13 protein-coding genes and 3 rRNA genes are annotated in these 22,250 nt (G+C 29.5%); 1 reads left to right on the top strand and 15 read right to left on the bottom strand.

Features of this window, described 5'->3' with window-relative positions; all coding sequences use genetic code 11:
- Window position 1: 1 nt before the first annotated feature.
- The 15 genes from mreC to EQF90_RS02860 all read right to left on the bottom strand — a co-directional run bounded on the left by mreC (window position 2) and on the right by EQF90_RS02860 (window position 21,089).
- Window positions 2–829 (bottom strand): rod shape-determining protein MreC, encoded by an 828-nt coding sequence (gene mreC, locus EQF90_RS02930; RefSeq protein WP_134711688.1) that lies wholly within the window; start codon window positions 827–829, stop codon window positions 2–4.
- Window positions 830–831: 2 nt separating this feature from the next.
- Window positions 832–1,845 carry a rod shape-determining protein gene (gene mreB, locus EQF90_RS02925; RefSeq protein WP_134711687.1) on the bottom strand — a complete coding sequence of 338 codons (1,014 nt, stop codon included), beginning with the start codon at window positions 1,843–1,845 and terminating at the stop codon, window positions 832–834.
- Between the two features lies 1 nt (window position 1,846).
- Window positions 1,847–2,539, bottom strand: coding sequence for a RadC family protein (gene radC / locus EQF90_RS02920; protein ID WP_134711686.1), 693 nt, complete (start codon window positions 2,537–2,539; stop codon window positions 1,847–1,849).
- A gap of 9 nt (window positions 2,540–2,548) precedes the next feature.
- Window positions 2,549–3,067, bottom strand: coding sequence for a Gx transporter family protein (locus tag EQF90_RS02915; RefSeq protein WP_134711685.1), 519 nt, complete (start codon window positions 3,065–3,067; stop codon window positions 2,549–2,551).
- Between the two features lies 1 nt (window position 3,068).
- Complete coding sequence (locus tag EQF90_RS02910) at window positions 3,069–3,458, bottom strand: NusG domain II-containing protein (protein WP_134711684.1); 390 nt, start codon at window positions 3,456–3,458, stop codon at window positions 3,069–3,071.
- Window positions 3,459–3,640: 182 nt separating this feature from the next.
- Entirely contained in the window at window positions 3,641–4,978 is a 1,338-nt protein-coding gene (gene nox / locus EQF90_RS02905) for a H2O-forming NADH oxidase (RefSeq protein ID WP_134711683.1), read from the bottom strand.
- Between the two features lie 174 nt (window positions 4,979–5,152).
- Window positions 5,153–5,269 (bottom strand): 5S ribosomal RNA (gene rrf, locus EQF90_RS02900).
- A 62-nt stretch (window positions 5,270–5,331) separates the two neighbouring features.
- Window positions 5,332–8,379 (bottom strand): 23S ribosomal RNA (locus tag EQF90_RS02895).
- 131 nt (window positions 8,380–8,510) lie between these two features.
- A 16S ribosomal RNA gene (locus tag EQF90_RS02890) occupies window positions 8,511–10,038 on the bottom strand.
- The 16S, 23S and 5S rRNA genes sit together here, the layout of an rRNA operon.
- A 342-nt stretch (window positions 10,039–10,380) precedes the next feature.
- Window positions 10,381–11,418, bottom strand: a complete 1,038-nt coding sequence (locus EQF90_RS02885; protein WP_134711784.1) for a hypothetical protein — start codon at window positions 11,416–11,418, stop codon at window positions 10,381–10,383.
- Between the two features lie 3 nt (window positions 11,419–11,421).
- Complete coding sequence (gene msrB / locus EQF90_RS02880; RefSeq protein ID WP_134711785.1) at window positions 11,422–12,393, bottom strand: peptide-methionine (R)-S-oxide reductase MsrB; 972 nt, start codon at window positions 12,391–12,393, stop codon at window positions 11,422–11,424.
- 9 nt (window positions 12,394–12,402) lie between these two features.
- Window positions 12,403–13,182: a DnaJ domain-containing protein gene (locus EQF90_RS02875; protein ID WP_134711786.1), complete on the bottom strand. Its 780-nt coding sequence runs from the start codon at window positions 13,180–13,182 to the stop codon at window positions 12,403–12,405.
- Between the two features lie 57 nt (window positions 13,183–13,239).
- Window positions 13,240–16,788, bottom strand: a complete 3,549-nt coding sequence (locus EQF90_RS02870; RefSeq protein WP_134711787.1) for a UvrD-helicase domain-containing protein — start codon at window positions 16,786–16,788, stop codon at window positions 13,240–13,242.
- 1 nt (window position 16,789) lies between these two features.
- Window positions 16,790–20,131 carry a PD-(D/E)XK nuclease family protein gene (locus tag EQF90_RS02865; protein ID WP_167604091.1) on the bottom strand — a complete coding sequence of 1,114 codons (3,342 nt, stop codon included), beginning with the start codon at window positions 20,129–20,131 and terminating at the stop codon, window positions 16,790–16,792.
- A gap of 13 nt (window positions 20,132–20,144) precedes the next feature.
- The gene (locus EQF90_RS02860) at window positions 20,145–21,089 is read right to left on the bottom strand and encodes an ROK family protein (protein WP_134711789.1); all 945 of its coding nucleotides are present in this window, start codon (window positions 21,087–21,089) and stop codon (window positions 20,145–20,147) included.
- A gap of 184 nt (window positions 21,090–21,273) precedes the next feature.
- Here EQF90_RS02860 and EQF90_RS02855 point away from each other — a divergent pair, with 184 nt between their 5' ends.
- Window positions 21,274–21,774: a QueT transporter family protein gene (locus EQF90_RS02855; RefSeq protein ID WP_134711790.1), complete on the top strand. Its 501-nt coding sequence runs from the start codon at window positions 21,274–21,276 to the stop codon at window positions 21,772–21,774.
- The last annotated feature ends 476 nt before the right edge of the window (window positions 21,775–22,250 follow it).

Here is a 22,250-nt window from a genome sequence, read left to right as displayed (position 1 = left end):
ATTACTCCTTAATTGGTAAAACATATACATTATACATTTTTGAAAAATTGATTGGACTTTTAATTTTAACAATTTTTTTTAATCTATCAACACTTTCTTTAACTTCTACTACATCACCGATATATACACCTCTTGGATATCTTCCACCTGTACCAGATGTATAAATTTTTTCGCCAACTTTAATATCTTTTTTCTCTAAAAGATATCCATATAAATATCCATCATATCTTTCATCTATAACACCAGTAATATCTGATTTAGAATCAACAAATGTTATATTATATTTAGAATTTAATATTGATGATACATCTGATGAATTCAATCCAACTGATGTAACAACACCTGTCAACGCCCCTTTAGAATTACTATCATTATATGCATTTACTATTATATCCCCTACTTTTATTCCATTTAATGATCCCTTATTTATCTTAAAATTACTAAAAAATATATCATTATCCTGCATAATAACTTTAGCATTCATTAAATTAGCATTTCTCATAAAATCATAATTTTGTTTTAAGTATTCCTTATTATCAACTACAAATGTCAAATCGTTTACTTGTTTTTTTAATTCTTCATTTTCAGCCTTTAATTTATTTACCATATCTCTATTAGGTTTACTTCCAAACGTGAAATCTATTACATCATTTATTCCATTTGTAACAACAGACGTCAAAACTGTAAATGGTTTTGTAATCAAACCAAAAATACCAGTTAAATAATTATTCGTTTTTGGATTTATAATAGATAAGAATATCATAATTAATAAAATTAGTATTCTTATAACATGCTTTTTATTTTGCTTTTTTTCATTATAATATAACATATTTATTTCCCAATTTTCTTATATTCTTCTAAATTAGTTACTATTGTTCCTGCCCCGTTGATAGCATCTGAAAATGGATTTTTTGACTTTACTAATTTTAACCCTAATTCTTTTTCAAGATATATATCAAGGTTTTTTAGTCTACTTCCACCACCAGTAATAAATATTCCATTTTTTAATATATCTTTAGACAGTTCTGGTGGATTTTTTTCTAAAACATACCTAATACCATCAAGAATAGATTTATATGTATCATTGATTGCTTCTATAATATCAGATGAATTAATTATTATGCTTAAAGGCATCCCTGTCATAACATCTCTTCCACTAATTTCTTTTTCACTAAAAGTTGTGATATCTCCGATAGCACCTATACTCTCTTTAGCTTCTTTCGCAGTAGTTTTTCCAATAATCAATGAATGCTTATCATAAATATAGTCAATTATTTCCTGATCAACATAATCTCCACCATATTTTATATTTTTAGATATAACAATACCATTCATACTGATAATAGATATTTCCGTACTTCCGGCACCAAAATCAACTATTAATCTACCCTCTTTTTTTGAAATATCAATATCGCTTCCTATAGCACTTGCAAGTGTAGATTCAACAATGTACACATCTCTAGCTCCAGAATATGTACATGCATCCTCTAATGCTCTCAATTCTATATCAGAAATGCCACTTGGTGCAGTTATAACAACCTTAGGTTGAAATAATGTAAAACCCTCTATAGCTTTATCAATGCAATACTTAAATAATATTTTTGTAACTTCAAAATTAGAAATCTTTCCATTTTCTAATGGTCTCAAAATCATAACATTTTCTGGTGATTTTCCATACATATCATATGCAGCATTACCTATTGCAACTACCTCAGCAGTTCTTGTATCAAATGCAACTGCTGAGGCTTCATTTATTATGATACCTTCTTTTTCTTTATAAACTAGTGTATTTGCTGTTCCCAAATCAATAGCAAGATTTGCCCCAAATATATTTAATAAACTCATATTAAAATCCTTTAACTAATTTTTTTTCTCTCAAACTTATAAATTTATTTTTTCCTATTACTAAATGATCTAAGATTTTTATTCCTAGATATTCTCCTGCTTTAATCAATCTTTCTGTGATTAATATATCTTCTCTACTTGGTGTAGGATCACCACTTGGATGGTTGTGAGTCAATATTATACTATTAGAATTTTTCATTATTGCAATTCTAAATACTTCTCTTGGATGAACAAGTGACTGATTTATTGTACCAATTGAAATAGTTTCTATTGAAATCACTTTATTTTTTGTATCTAAAAGCAAAATACAAAATTCTTCCCTAATTGATTGACTATAGTGAATATACAAATAATTAGCTACAGATTGTGGTGAATCTAGTGATATTTTTTCAAATCTATCTATCTTGGATAATCTTTTTCCGAGTTCTAATCCTGAAATTATCCTACATGATTTTGTAAGCCCAATACCTTCAATCTGCATTAATTGCTCGATAGTTGTATACAACAAACTATTATCTTTTATTTTTATTTTCAATATTTCATCTGCCAAAGCAATTGCATTTTTTGTTTTGGTACCACTTCCAATCAGAATCGCCAAAAGCTCAATATCACTTAAGCTTTCAACACCACAATTCATTAACTTTTCCATTGGTCTATCATTTAATGAAAGTTCTTTTATAGTATAATTGTTCATATTTGCTCCTTAAAAATTTTCTATTTTTTTCAAATGAGAAGCCACATTATATGAACCTAATCCTACAAAATATCCAGTTATAATGCCTATAATTGTTAAAAAAGGAAAATAAGTATAAATCATAAGTGACTTCAAAATATATGCAGCAGCAGTAATCTGTGCAAAATTATGTGAAACAGCTCCAATTATACTCACCCCTATAATACTAAATATCATAATCTTTTGATTAAAATATCTATAGGCAATCCACATCATAACAGTGCTAAAAATAGCTCCTGAAAAACTATATATAAAACTTGGTCCAAAACCGATTATTATCATCAATAAAACTGATTTCAATGATGCAACGATCAATCCTCTCTCAAATCCATAAACCATTAAAGTTACCAATATTATAATATTTGATAATCCAAGTTTAGCTCCCGGCATTACAAATGGAATTGGTATCATCCTCTCAACAAGTGACACAGCTAATGCCATCGCAATTAAAATCCCTGTAAACACCATATCTCTAATGTCTTTATTCATACTAAAATACCATGCTATCTAAATTATTTTTATCTTGGCTATCTGTTCTTATTTCAATAACCAATCTATTTGGCAAACAAACTAACAATTGACCAACTTGACTTATTTTTCCTTGCTTTATACATAATTTGTCAAGGCAAGATGATTCAATAATTTTCAATTCATCATCTCCAAATTCAATAACATTTTTTCCGTATTTTGTTTTGATAGTATACTTTTTTCCAATAATATCCTTTGAAAACCTAATAGCATTTATCTCTTCACCATTAACTTGTATACTAACATATTTTCCAGTAACTTTTTTATTTACATTTGTTATATAAAAAGCAAATAAAAGACTGAAAATTACAAGAATTAGAATTAGAATTTTGTCTCCTTTTGTTAATTTCATCTTAACTCCTAACCCTAAAATTTTATCATAAATCAAATATATTTTAAATGATAAAATTTCCACTTATATACATTTAATTATATAACATAGGAAATTTTATTTCATTTAAAATATAAAAAATTGCCATTAACAATGACAATTTTTTACTAAATTTATAACATCCCTAAATATAACTTAATATGTTATTTTGCATTTATTGCTGCTAATGCAATATAGTTATATGGTTGGTTAAAATGAGGCAAGAAGAATAAATCTAATAATTTTAATCTATCAATTGTAACTCCCTCTTGAATAGCCAATGAAAACATATGAATCCCCATCGACATATCATATTCTGAAGCCATCTGTGCCCCAAGTACTACCCTTGTATTTTTATCATATACAATTCTTACCTTTACATTTGGATTTTTTGTTTCAATAAATCCTGGTTTTTGAGTATCATCATAGTCAGTATATAATACATCAATACCTAATTTTTCAGCTTTTCCAACAGTAATACCTGTAGATACCATATTTAATCCATAAATGCTAATACCATTTGAACCTTGAACACCATTCGATTCCACATTACCACCAGATGCATTATGTCCAGCAACAATACCACTTCTTGCAGCATTTGATGCCAATGCAATATAGTTAATATTATCAATTGAGTTATCATAAATAGTTGCACAGTCACCAATTGCATATACATCTTTTATGTTTGTTTCCTGTTTTTTATTTACCAAATATGCTCCATTTTTAAATAATTCTAACCTACCTTCTCCAAGTGATGTATTTGGTCTAAATCCAATACACATAATTACCATATCAGATTTAATTTCTTTTTTATCTGTAACAACAGAGCTAACCTTTCCATTAATTCCCTTTATTTCTTTAACCATTTGACCAAGTTCTAAGTTAATATTATGATCTTTCAAATTTTTTCTCATCAAATCTGTGAATGGTTGATCATAATATGCAGGTAAAACAGTCTCAGTAATATCAATCAAAGTAACATTTTTACCATGTCTTTCAAAAGCTTCAACAAGTTCAACTCCTATATATCCTGCACCTACTACAGTAATATCTTTAATATCCGGATTATGTAATTTTTCAACAACTTCAACAGCATTTTGATATATTTTTACTTGTTGAACATTTTCTAAATCTTTTCCCGGTATATTTGGAGTAATTGGCAATGATCCAGTACCTAATATTAATTTATCATAATTATCGGTTATTTCTTTACCATCCTTAAATCTTACGAAAACTTTTTTTGCATCAAAGTCTATATCATAAACTTCAGATTCCATAAATACTTTAGCACCTTTTGCTTCAAATTCTTCCTTACTTGCATAAAAAAGTCCATCCGGTTTAGAAATTTGATTTCCAATCCAAAGTGCCATTCCACATCCTAAAAATGAAATATTGTTATTACTATCGTAAACTGTCAATTCATGATCAGGATAATTATTTAAAATAGTTCTAATAGCTGCTGTCCCAGCATGATTAGCTCCAACTACTATTATTTTACTCATTTATTTGTCCCCCATTAAATAAATTTTTATCAAAATTGATACAGTATAATTTTACCAAATTTACGTTATAAAATCCAGTATTATTATTAGAAATTATAAAAAAATTACATAATTTAGTCTATATCTATTTAATTTAACTCAACAAAAAAAGAACACTTACGTGTTCTCTTCTCAATTTGGCAACTTCCTACTCTCCCAGGCCGTTACCAGCCAAGTACCATCAGCGTTGAAGGGCTTAACTTCTGTGTTCGAGATGGGTACAGGTGTATCCCCTTCGCTATTGTCACCACATTTTTTTCTAATCTATTATATCATTTTTTCAAACCTTTTGCAATCTATATTATGAAATATTTCTGGTCAAACTTTCGAGTTATTAGTATCGATTAGCTACATACATTACTGCACTTCCACCTTCGACCTATCAACCTCATTTTCTACAAGGACTCTTTTAGAAATCTTATCTTGAGGGGGGCTTCGTACTTAGATGCCTTCAGCACTTATCCCTTCCAGACTTAGCTACTCAGCCGTGCCATTGGCATGACAACTGATACACCAGCGGTCTGTCCATCCCGGTCCTCTCGTACTAAGGACAGCTCCTCTCAAATTTCTTACGCCCACGCTGGATAGGGACCGAACTGTCTCGCGACGTTCTGAACCCAGCTCGCGTGCCTCTTTAATGGGCGAACAGCCCAACCCTTGGGACCTACTCCAGCCCCAGGATGAGACGAGCCGACATCGAGGTGCCAAACCTCCCCGTCGATGTGAACTCTTGGGGGAGATAAGCCTGTTATCCCCGGGGTAGCTTTTATCCGTTGAGCGATGGCCCTTCCACTCGGTACCACCGGATCACTAAGTCCTACTTTCGTATCTGCTCCACTTGTAGGTGTCACAGTCAAGCTCGCTTTTGCCTTTGCACTCTATAAATGGTTTCCGTCCATTCTGAGCGAACCTTTGAACGCCTCCGTTACTTTTTAGGAGGCGACCGCCCCAGTCAAACTGCCCAACTGACAGTGTCCCAACACCCGATTCAGGGTGCATGGTTAGAACCTTAAAGCTTAAAGTGTGGTATTCCAACGGCGACTCCTCAGCAACTGGCGCCACTGATTCTCTGTCTCCCACATATCCTCTACATTAAACCTCAAAATCCAATATCAATCTACAGTAAAGCTCCACGGGGTCTTTCCGTCCTAGCGTGGGTAAGTTGCATCTTCACAACTAATACAATTTCACCGGATCCATTGTTGAGACAGTGCCCAAATCGTTACACCTTTCGTGCGGGTCGGAACTTACCCGACAAGGAATTTCGCTACCTTAGGACCGTTATAGTTACGGCCGCCGTTTACTGGGGCTTAAGTTCTAGCCTTCGCTTGCGCTAAGCCTTCCCCTTGACCTTCCAGCACCGGGCAGGTGTCAGCACCTATACTTCGTCTTACGATTTAGCAGATACTTGTGTTTTTGGTAAACAGTCGCTTGGGCCAATTCACTGCGGCCCTCTTATGAGGGCACCCCTTCTCCCGAAGTTACGGGGTCATTTTGCCGAGTTCCTTAACAATGGTTCTTCCGCGCGTCTTAGAATTCTCTTCCTACCTACCTGTGTCGGTTTGCGGTACGGGTGCTTTTGATCTCGATAGTGTCTTTTCTCGGCAGCTTGGTGTCACTTACTTCTCTACTTATATTTCGATCCCCATCACACTTCATCGTTACTCCGGGGATTTGCCTCCGGAGCCTAACTTTGTGCTTAGACACACCTTTCCATTCGTGTGCTTAAGTTAACCTTCTGCGTCAACACATCTCTTATAACGATCATTAGCAGTACAGGAATTTCAACCTGTTGTCCATCGCCTACGCTTTTCAGCCTTAGCTTAGGTCCCGACTAACCCTGAGAGGACGAGCCTTGCTCAGGAAACCTTAGGTTTTTGACGGGTGAGATTCTCACTCACCTTCTCGCTACTCATGCCAGCATTCTCTCTTGTGTACTCTCCACCTATCTTTCGATTCAGCTTCAACGTGTACACAATGCTCCTCTACCAATCTAGAGACGAGAAGTAAATTTTCTAAGTTCTGTTTATTTAATCCTTCTTTTGAAATTGTTTCTTATACTTTTTTCATCTTTGATTTTCGTATTTACATACGGGAATAATCTTTCTGATGTCTGACGTATGAAATTTTAATTTCGTCTTTTCTTTTTATATTTCTGATTAAACTTACTTTCCTTAAATCTTTTACTTCTTGTCTCTAAATTCCGTAGCTTCGGTATCATGTTTAGCCCCGTTTATCTTCGGCGCAACTCCACTTGACTAGTGAGCTATTACGCACTCTTTAAATGTATGGCTGCTTCTAAGCCAACATCCTAGTTGTCTGAGTAGAATCACATCCTTTCCCACTTAACATGATTTGGGGACCTTAGCTGACGGTCTGGGCTGTTTCCCTTTTGAGCGTGAAGCTTATCCCTCACGTTCTGACTGCTGATTATAATTATCTGGTATTCGGAGTTTGATAGATCTTGGTAACGTCAAACGCCCCGCGACCATTCAGTGCTCTACCTCCAGTAATCTCAAATCAACGCTAGCCCTAAAGCTATTTCGAGGAGAACCAGCTATCTCTGAGTTCGATTGGCTTTTCACCCCTATCCACAGTTCATCCGATATCTTTTAAACGATACCCGGTTCGGGCCTCCATTGAATTTTACTTCAACTTCACCCTGACCATGGATAGATCACCCAGTTTCGGGTCTATAGCATAAGACTCTCGCGCTATTCACACTCGGTTTCCCTACGGCTTCGTAACTTAATTACTTAACCTCGCCTTATACCATAACTCGCTGGCCCGTTCTACAAAAAGTACGTGGTCACAGATCCTGCCTGCTTCCACTGATTGTAAGCACAAGGTTTCAGATTCTATTTCACTCCCCTCTCGGGGTTCTTTTCACCTTTCCCTCACGGTACTCTTCACTATCGGTCATATGGTAGTATTTAGCCTTAGGGGGTGGTCCCCCTATATTCCCACCGAATTCCACGTGTTCGATGGTACTCTTTTATGCTACTTTATTCTATCTTTCGTATACAGGACCTTTACCTTCTATGGTTTATCTTTCCAGATAATTCTACTAGATATCCTAAAGCCTATGCAAATTTGGGCTCTTTCCTTTTCGCTCGCCGCTACTAAGAAAATCGAGTTTTCTTTCTCTTCCTCCGGGTACTTAGATGTTTCAGTTCTCCGGGTTTTCCTCCTATATACCTATGTATTCAGTATATGGTACATGACTCTTCATCATGTGGGTTTCCCCATTCGGATACCCACGGGTCATAGCTTGTTGCAGCTAACCGTGGCTTTCGTTTACTAACGTCCTTCTTCGGCTCCATATGCCAAGGCATTCACCTTGCGCTCTTTTCTGTTTGACCAGAAATATTTCATAATATTTAATTGTTTTAGGTTCAAAATAAAACACTAAACTAAACGTCAATGCCTATTGAATCGTAATTTCTTTTTAATAGTTGATAAATACTTTTTTTCTCTACCAACTTTTCCTTAGAAAGGAGGTGATCCAGCCGCACCTTCCGATACGGCTACCTTGTTACGACTTCACCCCAGTTATTGACCCTACCTTCGACGTCTGCCTCCTAACGGTTAGCTCGACGGCTTCGGGTATTGCCAACTCCCATGGTGTGACGGGCGGTGTGTACAAGACCCGGGAACGCATTCACCGTGGCGTTCTGATCCACGATTACTAGCAACTCCGACTTCATGTAGGCGAGTTGCAGCCTACAATCCGAACTGAGATCTGTTTTATGCGATTCGCTTGCTCTCACGAGGTAGCTGCGCTTTGTTCAGACCATTGTAGCACGTGTGTAGCCCAAGACATATAGGGCATGATGATTTGACGTCATCCCCACCTTCCTCCGGTTTATCACCGGCAGTCTCTCTAGAGTCCCCATCCGAAATGCTGGTAACTAAAGATAAGGGTTGCGCTCGTTACGGGACTTAACCCAACATCTCACGACACGAGCTGACGACAACCATGCACCACCTGTATACAAGTTTCCGAAGAAACTATACTATCTCTAGTATATCCCTGTATATGTCAAGCCTTGGTAAGGTTCTTCGCGTTGCTTCGAATTAAACCACATGCTCCGCTGCTTGTGCGGGTCCCCGTCAATTCCTTTGAGTTTCATACTTGCGTACGTACTCCCCAGGCGGAGTGCTTAATGCGTTAGCTGCGTCACCGAGATTTGACTCCCGACAACTAGCACTCATCGTTTACTGCGTGGACTACCAGGGTATCTAATCCTGTTTGCTCCCCACGCCTTCGTACCTCAGCGTCAGTTAGATTCCAGAAAGTCGCCTTCGCCACAGGTGTTCCTCCATATATCTACGCATTTCACCGCTACACATGGAATTCCACTTTCCCCTCATCTACTCAAGTAATCCAGTATCTGAACCTTACTATGGTTGAGCCACAGCCTTTAAATTCAGACTTAAATTACCGCCTACGTACCCTTTACGCCCAATAATTCCGGACAACGCTTGCCCCATACGTATTACCGCGGCTGCTGGCACGTATTTAGCCAGGGCTTGCTTCTTAGTTACAGTCATTATCTTCACTAAGGACAGAACTTTACAATCCGAAGACCTTCATCGTTCACGCGGCGTCGCTGCATCAGGGTTCCCCCCATTGTGCAAAATTCCCCACTGCTGCCTCCCGTAGGAGTCTGGACCGTGTCTCAGTTCCAGTGTGGCCGTTCAACCTCTCAATCCGGCTACTGATCGTCGCCTTGGTAAGCCGTTACCTTACCAACTAGCTAATCAGACGCGAGACCATCTTTCACCGAAATTCTTTAACTTAATTATCATGCGATATCTAAGTGTCATAAGGTATTAATCCCGGTTTCCCGAGGCTATCCCTTTGTGAAAGGCAGGTTTCTCACGTGTTACTCACCCGTTCGCTACTTTCCTTCTTTAATCTCTTTCCGAAGAAATTAATTAAAAAATTCTCGTTCAACTTGCATGTGTTAAGCACGCCGCCAGCGTTCGTCCTGAGCCAGGATCAAACTCTCAAAATAAAGTTTGATCTAGCTTATTTTTTGAAATTATCATACTCAAAAGTTATTGACGTTATTTAATTGTTTAGGTTCTTTATTGTCTCAAGATCTCTCTTGTGACGACTTTTATATATTATCACTTTTACTTTATCTTGTCAAGCTTTTTTTTGTTTTTTTTCTTTTCAAGATTTCCTTAAGTTAAGTGAACTTTTATATATTATCATCTGAAATTTCTCTTGTCAAGCTTTTTTTATTTTTCTTTCGCTTTCTTAGTTTCCGTTTCAGTCAACTTTTATATATTAACAATTTTATTTTATGTTGTCAAGCTTTTTTATAAAAAAAATGAGATTATTAAATATAATCTCATCTTGTCTGTATACTTCGTATATTTTCAACCTCTTCAATTGTTCTATTAATTAAATCCCCTATATTGTTTATATGTTTTTCTTCTATATTGTTTAAAAAGATAGCATAATAATATTTAGAATTTGTATTCACAACACCATAATCATAAATATTCCCCTTTTTATTTAGTATATTTTGATTTCCTACATTACTATATATAGATTTAAGAAATAAATCATTTTTTTCTCTTAGATAATGATCAAAAACCGAATTTAATGTATTTGATTTATTATTATATAATTCAATTACTTTTATTATATCTTTCACCGAAAAATTAATATAATCATGGTCTTTAAATTCATCTGAGAAATATTCATTAATTCTTATACCTCTATATGCTAAGTACCTATCCAATATATTTTTAGCTGCATTGTCCCCATTTATGTAAGCTTCATTTATTATCCTATCCAGTTTAATACTAGCTCCAATATTTGATACATTGTATATTTTGCTTCCTCCTACTAAATCTGATTTATCAAGCAGCATATTATCTTCCATTTTAATGATTTTTTCATCTATTGCATTTCTTATTACTATAAGCTTCATTAAAGGTAATATTTCTATCTTGTCCTTTTTTACTTCATGATTTATTCTTAATAAATCATAATTCCCCTTTTTTATATATAAAGATATATTTTCCTCTAATATATTATTATCTTCTAAATACGTTTTTACTTTTTCATATAAATATGATTCATAATTATTTTTAACTTTATTATTTATCAAAAATCTGTAATTTTTGTTTTCTTTATATTTTCCATCTTTGTTATCGTATTTTTTATAATACATATTTTTATTGTAGTTTTTGAACTTTTCATTAAATAGCTTATCTGAATAAGTAAACCTAGTTGTATTATTTTTTCTATTGAGCATTATAAAAATTATAAACAGTAAAAAAAATAATACAAAAGAAAATAAAATCAATTTTTTCCTTTTATCATTTTTTCTTTTCACTTTTAATTTTCTTATTTTAGTATGTTTCTCTTCACCTAACACTTTTTACTCCACATATTTTTTATATTCTGAGTATCCTTTTTCATCCATTTCATCGTATGGTATAAATTTTAAGCTGTCCCCATTTATACAATATCTTAATCCCCCAAGCTCTTTTGGTCCATCATTAAATACATGACCTAAATGTGTATCTCCTGATTTACTTTTTACTTCTATCCTTTTTCTATTTAATTTATTATCTTCATAGTAATTTACAGCATCTTCAATAGGTCTACTAAATGATGGCCATCCACAACCGGAATCAAATTTATCTGTAGATGCGAACAATGGTTGACCTGTAACTATATCGACATAAAGACCTTTTTCGTAATTATCTTCATATTCACTTGAATATGGCATTTCCGTGTCTGCATTTTGTGTTATTTGATATTGTTTTTCTGTTAATTTAATTTTTAATTCTTCGTCAGATGGTTTAACATATTTTGTGTATTTTAAATCATCACTAGATAGTGATAAGTCAACGTGACAGTATCCACCCGGATTTTTTTCTAAATATTTTTGATGATACTCTTCTGCTATATAGTAATTTTCTATAATTTTATTTTCAACAACAATTTCTTTGTCATAATTATTTTTAACCAGTTCAAAAAATTCTCTAACAGTCTGTCTATCTTCATTATTTAGGCTATATACACCTGTTCTATATTGGGTTCCTATATCTCCTCCCTGTTTATTTAGAGAGGTAGGATTTATAGTTCTAAAAAATTGTTCCAACAATTGATATAAATTGATTTTTAAAGGATTATATATAATTTTTGTTGTTTCTGCAAATCCTGTAGCTCCTGTACATACTTGTTTGTATGTTGGATTTTCTGTTATTCCATTTGCGTATCCGACTTCTGTCGCAATAACTCCATCTATCATATCAAAATACGCCTGAGTCCCCCAAAAACATCCTCCTGCTAAGTAAATCTCTTTTTCATTTTCTTTAACATTAATTTCACTTTTTATTTTCATTCTAACCTCTTATATTTGTTTATATCTCTTTACATTTTCTTCCGAAAGAAAATCAAATGCATTATTTATCTTTTTGAACATTTCCTCAGCATTCTTTTCTTTACTTAAATCCGGATGATATTTTTTAGCTAATTTTCTATATACTGATTTTATTTCAGAATAATCAGAATTATATGAAACTCCTAACACATCACAAGCATTTTCATATTGAATTTTAAATTGTGAAAAAGGACTATATGTTTGATTATTACCGTATCCACCTTGATAAGCCCCTCCATTAAATTCACCAAATTGACCGAAAGCTTCTTCAAAGATTTTTTGCCATTTGGCATTTTCCTCTTCTTGTCTTCTTCGTCTAGCTTCTTCCCTTCTTCTCATCTCTTCTTCAAATTCTCTTCTCTTCATTTCTTTATAATCTTCTATATAATCAGAGAATTTTTTTGTATTTTTTTGTTTTTTTGTAATTGATTCCGCTTTTTCAAATAAATAATTATTTGTAGCATATTCCCACATTCTCAAATAAATTAGACTTCTTTCTCCTATAAAAGCAATTAATATAGGTAATAGTAATATTATCAACAAATATTGTACATGTCTTGATAATAATAAAAATAATAAAAACGGAAACATAAAAAGTCCAACTAAACCTAATATAAAAATTGGAATCACAAAAAGTTTTATCTGTTTACTGAAGTTAGTAACCAATTCAAATATTTTTATTGTATATTTCATAAGAAAATTATTTATTTTTCCAATCCCATTTAATAAATATCCTAAAATTTTATTCATCTTCACCTCAATTTGTTAATATTCTATATTATATATTAAAAAAGAAATATGTAAAAATTATATAGATGAAAATTCATTATGAAATATCCAATATATAATTTTTTCTTTTACTTTTTTACCTGTAGCTCTTTCCAATCCTTGTTTATACAATTCTAATTGTGTTTTATATATTTCTTCATCTATTTTTTTATTAGTTTTAAAATCAACAATTACCAATTCACCATCTTCTTCAAAATACATGTCAATTTGTCCATCTACTAAATATATATTTGAATTATTTTGAATATCTTCTTTATATTTCATAGTAAAAGATTTTTCTTTATATACATTTTTAGAATTTAACAATCTCTTAAATAAAAAAGAGTTTACATAATCAGTTATTATTGATTTATCAACAAAGTTATATTCTGATTTTGAAATATAGTTATTATTTACTAAATTCAACAAAAATTCATCTATATCAATATTTTCCATTATAGGTAACATCTCAAATATATAGTGATATAGACTCCCCTTTTCAAGACTAGAAATTTTTTCTTGACTATCATCTAGTAAAAATCTAGGTCTATTTGACATTATTCCTTTAATTTCAACTTCTTGTTTTTGTTCACATATTATTTCATAATCCTTAAAATCTGATGAAGTATTTTTATCTTTTGCAGATATTTCTGTTACCGTCTTTTTATAAGGAATATTAATTTTTGAATTATCATAAGTAATGTCTAATTTCTTTAATAATTTATCAATTTCATTTTCAATCTTTTTATTTTCACCTATATTCACTTCACCCGAATCATCGACAGCTTTTAGATAATTATATTTTTTTATCAATTCAACAAAATTTTCATTATTAAACTTTATTGATACATTTTTCCCCTTAAAATAATCCGTTTCTTTATTTTCATCAAAATAATCACCGGAAATTTTATCTTTAGATAATATTGAATACATCCAAGAACTATATGTTCTTAAACTTTTATAATCATTATCAATAATAATATCTTTAGATGAACTAGATACAAAATATAGGCTTTTTGTAGCTCTTGTCAATGCAACATATAATAATCTCACTTCTTCCGATAATAATTCTTTCCTTTTTAAATCACAATTTTTTCTATAATGTAAACTGGTATAAATATCATTTTCATCTTTAATATTATTTTTTAGCGAAATACCAAATTTGTCATTTAAAACAATATTACTTTTTAAATCTTCTTCGTTAAATTTAGTATTTAATGATACCAAAAACACATTATTAAATTCCAATCCCTTAGATTTATGAATAGTCATTATCCTTACAACATTATCTTCCTCGGATAATTCAGCTCCCGGATCTCTGTCAACTAATTTTCTTTCAATCATTTTATCTATATAATTTATAAATGAATTTAATGTTTGAAATGAATCTTTCTCAAATTCAGAAATTTCCCTTATAAAAATTTCTATATTATCCAGAATTTTATCTCCATAAGGTTTTGATAAGACATATGACATGTGTCCACTATCTAATAAAACATACCATGCTAATTGTGAAATAGTCATATTTTTTTCTAATTTTCTATATTTATTTATCTTAGAAAAATATTTTTTAATTTTTTCAGCAATATCACTATAATCCTTTATAAAAGATTCATCTTTTAAGCAATTTCTAAAACAATAATTAAATGAATTATCTTTATTATTTCCTCTTATTATAGCCAAATCTTCATCAGTAAAATTACCCATAGTTGACTTTAGGGCTGATAATAATGTTATATCATCAGTATCATTGTCTATAGCTTTTAATATTTCTATAAAAATTTGCATTTCTACGTCATTATATGAAAATTTTGTAGAATCAGAATAAAAAGGAATTTTTAATAGCTCTAAATTTTCGCATATTTCCGGAATAATAGTAGAATTTCTAGCTAAAATAGCTATTTCATTGTATTCAATACCTCTTTCATGTAATTCTTTGATTTTTCCTGCAACATAAATGGCTTCAGGATTTTTATTATAATATTCTTTTTTTACATTTATTTCTTTTAATTCTTCTTTATTTTTTTTTATAAATGTAAATTCTATATTTGATTTTTCATCATTATATTCATCAAATCCGGGTGTTAATCTATGTGATTCATCATCATAATTTACATCACCCATTTCTTCTGTCATTAAGTTATTAAATATAAAATTATTAAAATAAATAAGTTTTCTCTCCGACCTAAAATTATGTTTTAAATCTATGGCACTGTTTAGTTCAGTATTTTTCTTATATAATTCATATCTTTCCTTAAATATCAAAGGATCTGCAAGTCTAAATTTATATATACTTTGTTTAATATCTCCTACAAAAAATAAATTTGTTTCTCTTGATATTTTGTTTACTATATAATTTTGAACTTGATTTGAATCTTGATATTCATCAAAAAATATATATTCAAATTTTTTACGTAGCTCATCTACAACTTCCTCATCATCTAATAATTTAATAGTTAGATGTTCAATATCCGAAAAATCTAATGAACTTTTTTTCGATTTTAATAGCTTAAATCTGTCATCAAATTTTTCCAATATCATATACATAGCTTCTAAATTTCTCTTTGATATATCTTCATAATATATATCTTCATCTACATTTAATACAATTTCAGAAATTAATTTCTTAAATGAATTCCTATACTCATTGATATTATTTTTTAGATAATCTCTATCATCAATGGATATTCCCAATTTTTCACATTTTTTATCCGTAATGCTTTCCATTTTTTCAAGTGAAAATTTATTTATAGAGTCTTGTAATTCTTGATAATCAGAAGTATTTTTTATAATTAATATTTCAAGATTATCAGAGTTAATATTTTCTTTATATATAGTTAAATTATTTATCTTAGAATATAAAATTATATCAGCATAAATTTTTTCATATCTTACATATAATTCATCAATCTTTGTTTTATAATACAAAAACATCTCTTTTTTTCTATTATTATATTCATTAATGTTTTCGTAAAAATCCTTAAAATGATATTTTTTTATCTGATAATCAAACCATTCAAATGGATTAATTTGAGAATTTATAAAAGTATATAATTTGAACAAAACTTCCTTTACGTATTCATCACTATATTTTCTAGTAAAATTATCAAGTAAATAATAAAATTGTGAATCTTCAGTTTTATATAAATCATCAAAAACTTCATTCATCGCCTGCCATTTAATAACTTCTAAACTTGAACCGGTAAGAATCTTGAATGCAGGATTTATCCCTAATTTATAAAAATAACTTCTAAGAACTTCTATACAAAATGCATGCATAGTTGATATTTGAGCATTAGTCGTTTTATTATATTGTTTTTTTAAGAATATTTTAGCTTCTGAATCAACATCCTTTATTCGATCTGATATAGCCTTTTTTATCCTGTCTTTCATCTCGGCAGCAGCTTTATTTGTAAATGTTACAATTAAGAACTTGTCTATATCTATTCTTTTTTCTTCAAGCAAATGAATAATTCTTTGTCCTAAAACTTGAGTCTTACCAGCACCTGCTTGAGCTGATATTATAATATTTTTATTTCTCAAAAATACACCTTCTCTTTGTTCCGGAGTATATTTTATCTTACTCATGCTAATCTCCTAATTTTTCTTTTACAAATTTCCAATCAATGTTATCTAAATATTCATATCTCAAATCTTCATCTTTAGAAATAGTTTTTAGTTTTGAATAATCATATGGACTAAAATTATTCATTTTATAAGGTCTTAATGAAATATCACCATTTTTTATTTTTTCAACCGTTTGTTTAATATTTCTCTTATTATGATCAAACATATTTTTAAAGAATTCATCATTCACAGCATTATCCTTCTTTTCCAAAGCATATGCCCTACCATCAAACTTAAATATCTTAGAATTGTTTACTCTTGTTACATCAGTTTCACAATCCAATATCTTAAACAAATTTTGATTGTTATTTATTATACCCTCAAGCTTAAAATCCTTAAACATTTTACTTTCATCTTCATTATTTTTCATTATTTCATAACTAATTTCATTATTTAATTTTTGATAAAACGCACCTATAGCTTTTCCATTTTTATCACTATTTACCGTCGCTTCAAGATAAAGCATTAATTGCAAGTCAATTCCATGATAAATTTTAGCTATATCAAAGGTTTTATTGCCCGTCTTATAATCAATAACTCTAAAATACTTGAAACCATTGTAATCATACTCATCAACCCTATCTATTTTACCTTCTATATTTACAATTTTACCATCATCTAATTTAATTTTTATAGCTGGAAATACAGCATTATTTCCATATCTTTCTTCTAAAAAAATCTTAGATATAGAAGAAAAATCTATTTGTTCACTTATTATATCTAAATATGATTTAGAATGCCTCATAAGTTGATTTATAAAATATTTATTTTTATAGTCTTCTTTTTTATAACCATCAAAGGTGATGTCTAATGCTTTATTAAATATCACATCATTTTCAATGCCTTTTTTATGATATAAATTTTCGATTGAATATTTCATATATTCATGCATGAAATTCCCTGTGTCTAATTTAGATATATCATATGTATTAAATTCTCTTGGTTTAATCCCGTATTTTATAAAGTGTTCATAAGGATTGGCATTAAATGATTCTAATTGACTTATACTAAATTTATTTAAGTTATATATTTTTCCAGCAACTTCTCTACTAATATTTTTTCTAGTTTTATCTTTTCTTAATAATTGTATAGCATTTTTCACATTTTGATATCCCTCATATTTAGAAATTTTCTCTAATAATTTTTTTATAAATATGGTTTCATCATTTGAAATATAAACTTTATTTTTTATATCTAACAATTTTAATGGAAGATATTTATTTATAAGTGTTTTAGAATATATAACATCATTATATTTTAGTTCATCCTTATTGTAATTTTCAGAACACATCATAGCTATAACCCAATCTAAAATTGATGCTTTATTCATAGATTCATTTGATGAATTAACTAAACTATAACTAAAATGTAGTTTTTCTGATGAAGTATACAAAAGTTCATAAAAAGATAATAAATCATTTGAATTAATATTTTCAGATGTATTATTTAAATCTATTCCACTATTTATTAAAATTTGTTTTTCATCATCTAAAAAAATATCTATATCATTATTAAGTATTGGATAATATAAATTTGACATTCCAACTATATATATTTTTTTAACAGAATTAAATCTTGATCTTTTTATATCTCCAATTATTATTTGATCTTGGCTAGGAGGAATGATTCCTATCTTAAAATTATCAATTGCAGATGTTAAAATATCTGAAAATTTTTCAAATTCAATTTCTTTTTCTGATATTAATTTATAAATATCGTCTAGTAACAAAACAAAATTATCCCATATCAATTTGTTTTCGTCTTTTTCATCTTCATTTAGATTTTGTTCATATTTATTATATGAATTAATTAGAGTTTCATTAAAAAATATCTTATAAATTTCATTTGTAAAATATTTAAAATCATTCTTTTTTCTTATTCTATAAATAATGCTATTTTCATATATTTCTCCAATTATATTTAATAACACTTTTCTAATCATTAAAATTTTATTAAGATTTTCAAGATCCTCTTCAACATAAAATTTCGAATTTTCACTAACATTAAAATATTTATCCTCAAAAATCATTTTCCCAAATATTTTTCTACGTGAAATAAATGATATAAAAATATTTATTTCATTATCTAAATCTTGTAAAAATGAAGCTTTAAGAAATTGAGAAATGGAAGCCGTACTTAAATTTGTATTTAACATATTTATCATAGATTTAATATATTTTATCATCGGATTTCTAAGTAGGTTTATCGATTCATCTATAAAATATGGTATTTCATTTATTTGAAATACTTTTTTTATCTTTTCAAAATATTCCCCTCTATTTGTTACAATAATTGCTATATCTGAATATTTATATTTTTCATTTATTATATCTTTTTTTATATTTAAAGCTAAACTTTCAATTTCTTGATTAGTATTATTTGTCCTTGTTAGGTAGATATTATCTAATTTATTTGTAATTTGATTTACTGAATATAAATTATATGAAAATAATTTATCTAAAAACAATTCATTTTTTGTATAGAATTTTTTTTCATCGGGTTTAATATACTCTATTTTATTGTTAAACTCTTTTTTATTTAATGAATTTAAAAACTTCATTGAAATATCAAATACTTCATAATCTTCAACATTTTCTTTTCTGTTATTCAACAGTCTATCATCTATTGTGATATTTATTAATGTAAATTCTGATATTTTATCAATTTTTGATACTATTTCTATTTCTTGTTTTGACATATCATTAAATTTATAAAAGAAAAATGATATATTTTTATACTTTTCAATGTTTTCTATACTATTAATTGCGACATCTGTTCTATCTATTGAATGATAATTTGAATACAATTTGTACTTTTGAAATTTTTCAAAAATAAGGAAAATATCCTCTAATTTTTGTTTTAATTCATTTTGAATTTGATCGGATTCTAAAATATTTTTAAGATCATAAATATTAATTTTATTGGAAATAATCTGTTCCATAAATCCTAACAATAATTCAATAAAATCTTTATTATAAATATTTTTTTGAAATATTCTTAATTCATCCTTTACTTCTAATAAAATGGACTGAATAATTAAAAATTTAGCAGAATCACTTAAGAAATTAAGCGTTCTGCCTCCATTTAAATGTAGAATTTCATTTATTATTGTCTTAAAACTTTTAATCCTTAAATTTAATGTTGAATCTATATTAAGCGTCTGATAAGCTTCTAACTCTGTTCCTAATGTGAATTGCTCCGGAACAACAATATATATAGTTTTACCTTCTATTAATTTTTGTTCTATTAAATTATATAAATATTTTTTACTATCATTTATATATCTAGACAATAATACTTTCAATTTCATCTCCTATTTAACTTAAAATTAATTTTGCAGCCCCAAACATTCCAGCATCATTACCTAATGTTGCTAATTCAAATTTAACATCTTTTAGAACTGAAAATGCATATTGCTTAAATGATTGTTGAATCCCATCAATTAAAAACTTACCCGCATTAGAAACTCCACCGCCAATTACAAACACATCAGGGTCAACTATTGCTGCAATAATCGCCAATCCTCTTCCCAAATGATCATTATATTGTTTCATAATTTCTTCTGCACCCTTATCACCATCTTTTGCAGCATCAAAAATTTCTTTTGCTCCAACATAATCAAAATCTCTTAAAATTGATTTTTCATCATGTTCAAATAAATAATCTTGTGCTAAATATTCTATTCCTGTTGCAGATGTAACTTGCTCTAAGCATCTATTTCCACCACAACCACATGTTCTTGATAAAGGTTGTTCTAAAAACGGCATATGACCAATTTCTCCACCTGAGCCGGTTCTACCGGATATAATATTACCATCAACAACTATACCTCCACCTACACCTGTACCAAGTGTAACCATTACAACATTTTTATATCCTTCAGCCGAACCTTTCCATAATTCACCAAGTGCTGCAACATTAGCATCATTTTCAACCAGTACTTTATATCCTAATTTTTCTTCGATATAATCTGCAACATTTGTATTATTTTCCCACCCTAAATTTACAGCTGTTTTTACTACTTTTTTATTTAAAATCGGTCCGGGAATTCCAATACCAATTCCTTGTAAATTATCTTTATTTAATTCATATTTTTCTATTATTTTTTCTAAATGTTCTACTAAATCAGGTAAAATTTCTTTTCCATTATTTTCTGGATTAGTTGGTATATTTGATTTATTGATTAATTCTCCTTCAGTAGTAAATAAACCAAATTTCATACTTCTACCACCTATATCAATACCTACAACAAATTTTTTCACTTTAATCCTCCGAAATATTATTATTTACTACTTATTATATCAATAAATGTGAATGTTTTCATTAAATTTATACATAATATTATCAAAATATTTGAAATACCTCTAATAATGTTATATACTTAATTGGTATTTTTATAATACATAGTGTTTACTTGGCACCCACTATAAAAATCAAGGAGGAAAAATGAAGAAATTAACATTGGAAGAAATGTCAAGACAAGCTATAATAGCTGCGATTTATGTAGTACTTACTATAAGTATAAGTGATTTTTCTTATGGCCCAATACAGTTTAGATACTCTGAAATACTAAATTTATTAGCATTCTTAAATCCAATAAATGCTATCGGAGTTACATTAGGGGTATTTATTTCAAATTTCTGGTCTACATTAGGATCTATAGATTTAATTTTCGGAACATTACACACAGCTATATCTCTATTTTTTATAACTAAATCAAAAAATATCATTGTTGCATCATTATGGCCAACAATTTTCGCATTTATAATTGGTTATGAATTATCCTTTTTAGCTGGTTTTGGTTCATTTGAGGTTATGACTTTACAAGTTATGGCATCAGAATTTATAATAATGACAATAATTTCAGTTCCAGTTTACATGCTACTTACTAAAAAAGAAAAATTTATAGAAGTAGTTGGCGGAACAAAAAAAATCTTAAAAAAATAAAAAATTAGATATAAGTTAAAAACTCCAAGACACAAAAATGAGATTGCTCCAAAAAGTTGGACTTTATACCAGAGGCATTTAGAAATATTTGTCTCTGGATTTTTTGTCCTAAATTTTTTTCTTAGAAAAATCACTGCTAAGCTTTATTCATAATATTTTCGTTTCCCTGTGCATTAGAAAACATCTTAAATAAACATTTAACCTCAAAAGTAATCCCCTTTATTCTATTTGTCACTTAATCACCTTATTTCCTAAAAATAGGCATAAAAAAGACACCTACTGTTATGTAAGTGTCATAAAAACTATTAATATTTAATTAGCCAAGCTAATCTCTTACTTTGACTTGTCTTTTACACGTTCTCCATCTTCATAAATTTATCCAGAGAGCCATGCAATAATGCCAAACTTACAAAAAGAGCAGGTAACTACTTCTTTATATGCTGATTCGTCCCCAGAATCCGGTTATAAAAAACAAA

The sequence above is a fragment of the Helcococcus ovis genome, from assembly GCF_004524775.2.
GTDB classification, from domain to species: Bacteria; Bacillota; Clostridia; order Tissierellales; family Peptoniphilaceae; genus Helcococcus; species Helcococcus ovis.
Note: the sequence above shows the minus strand (reverse complement) of the source record. Positions and strands in the feature narration are given on the sequence as shown.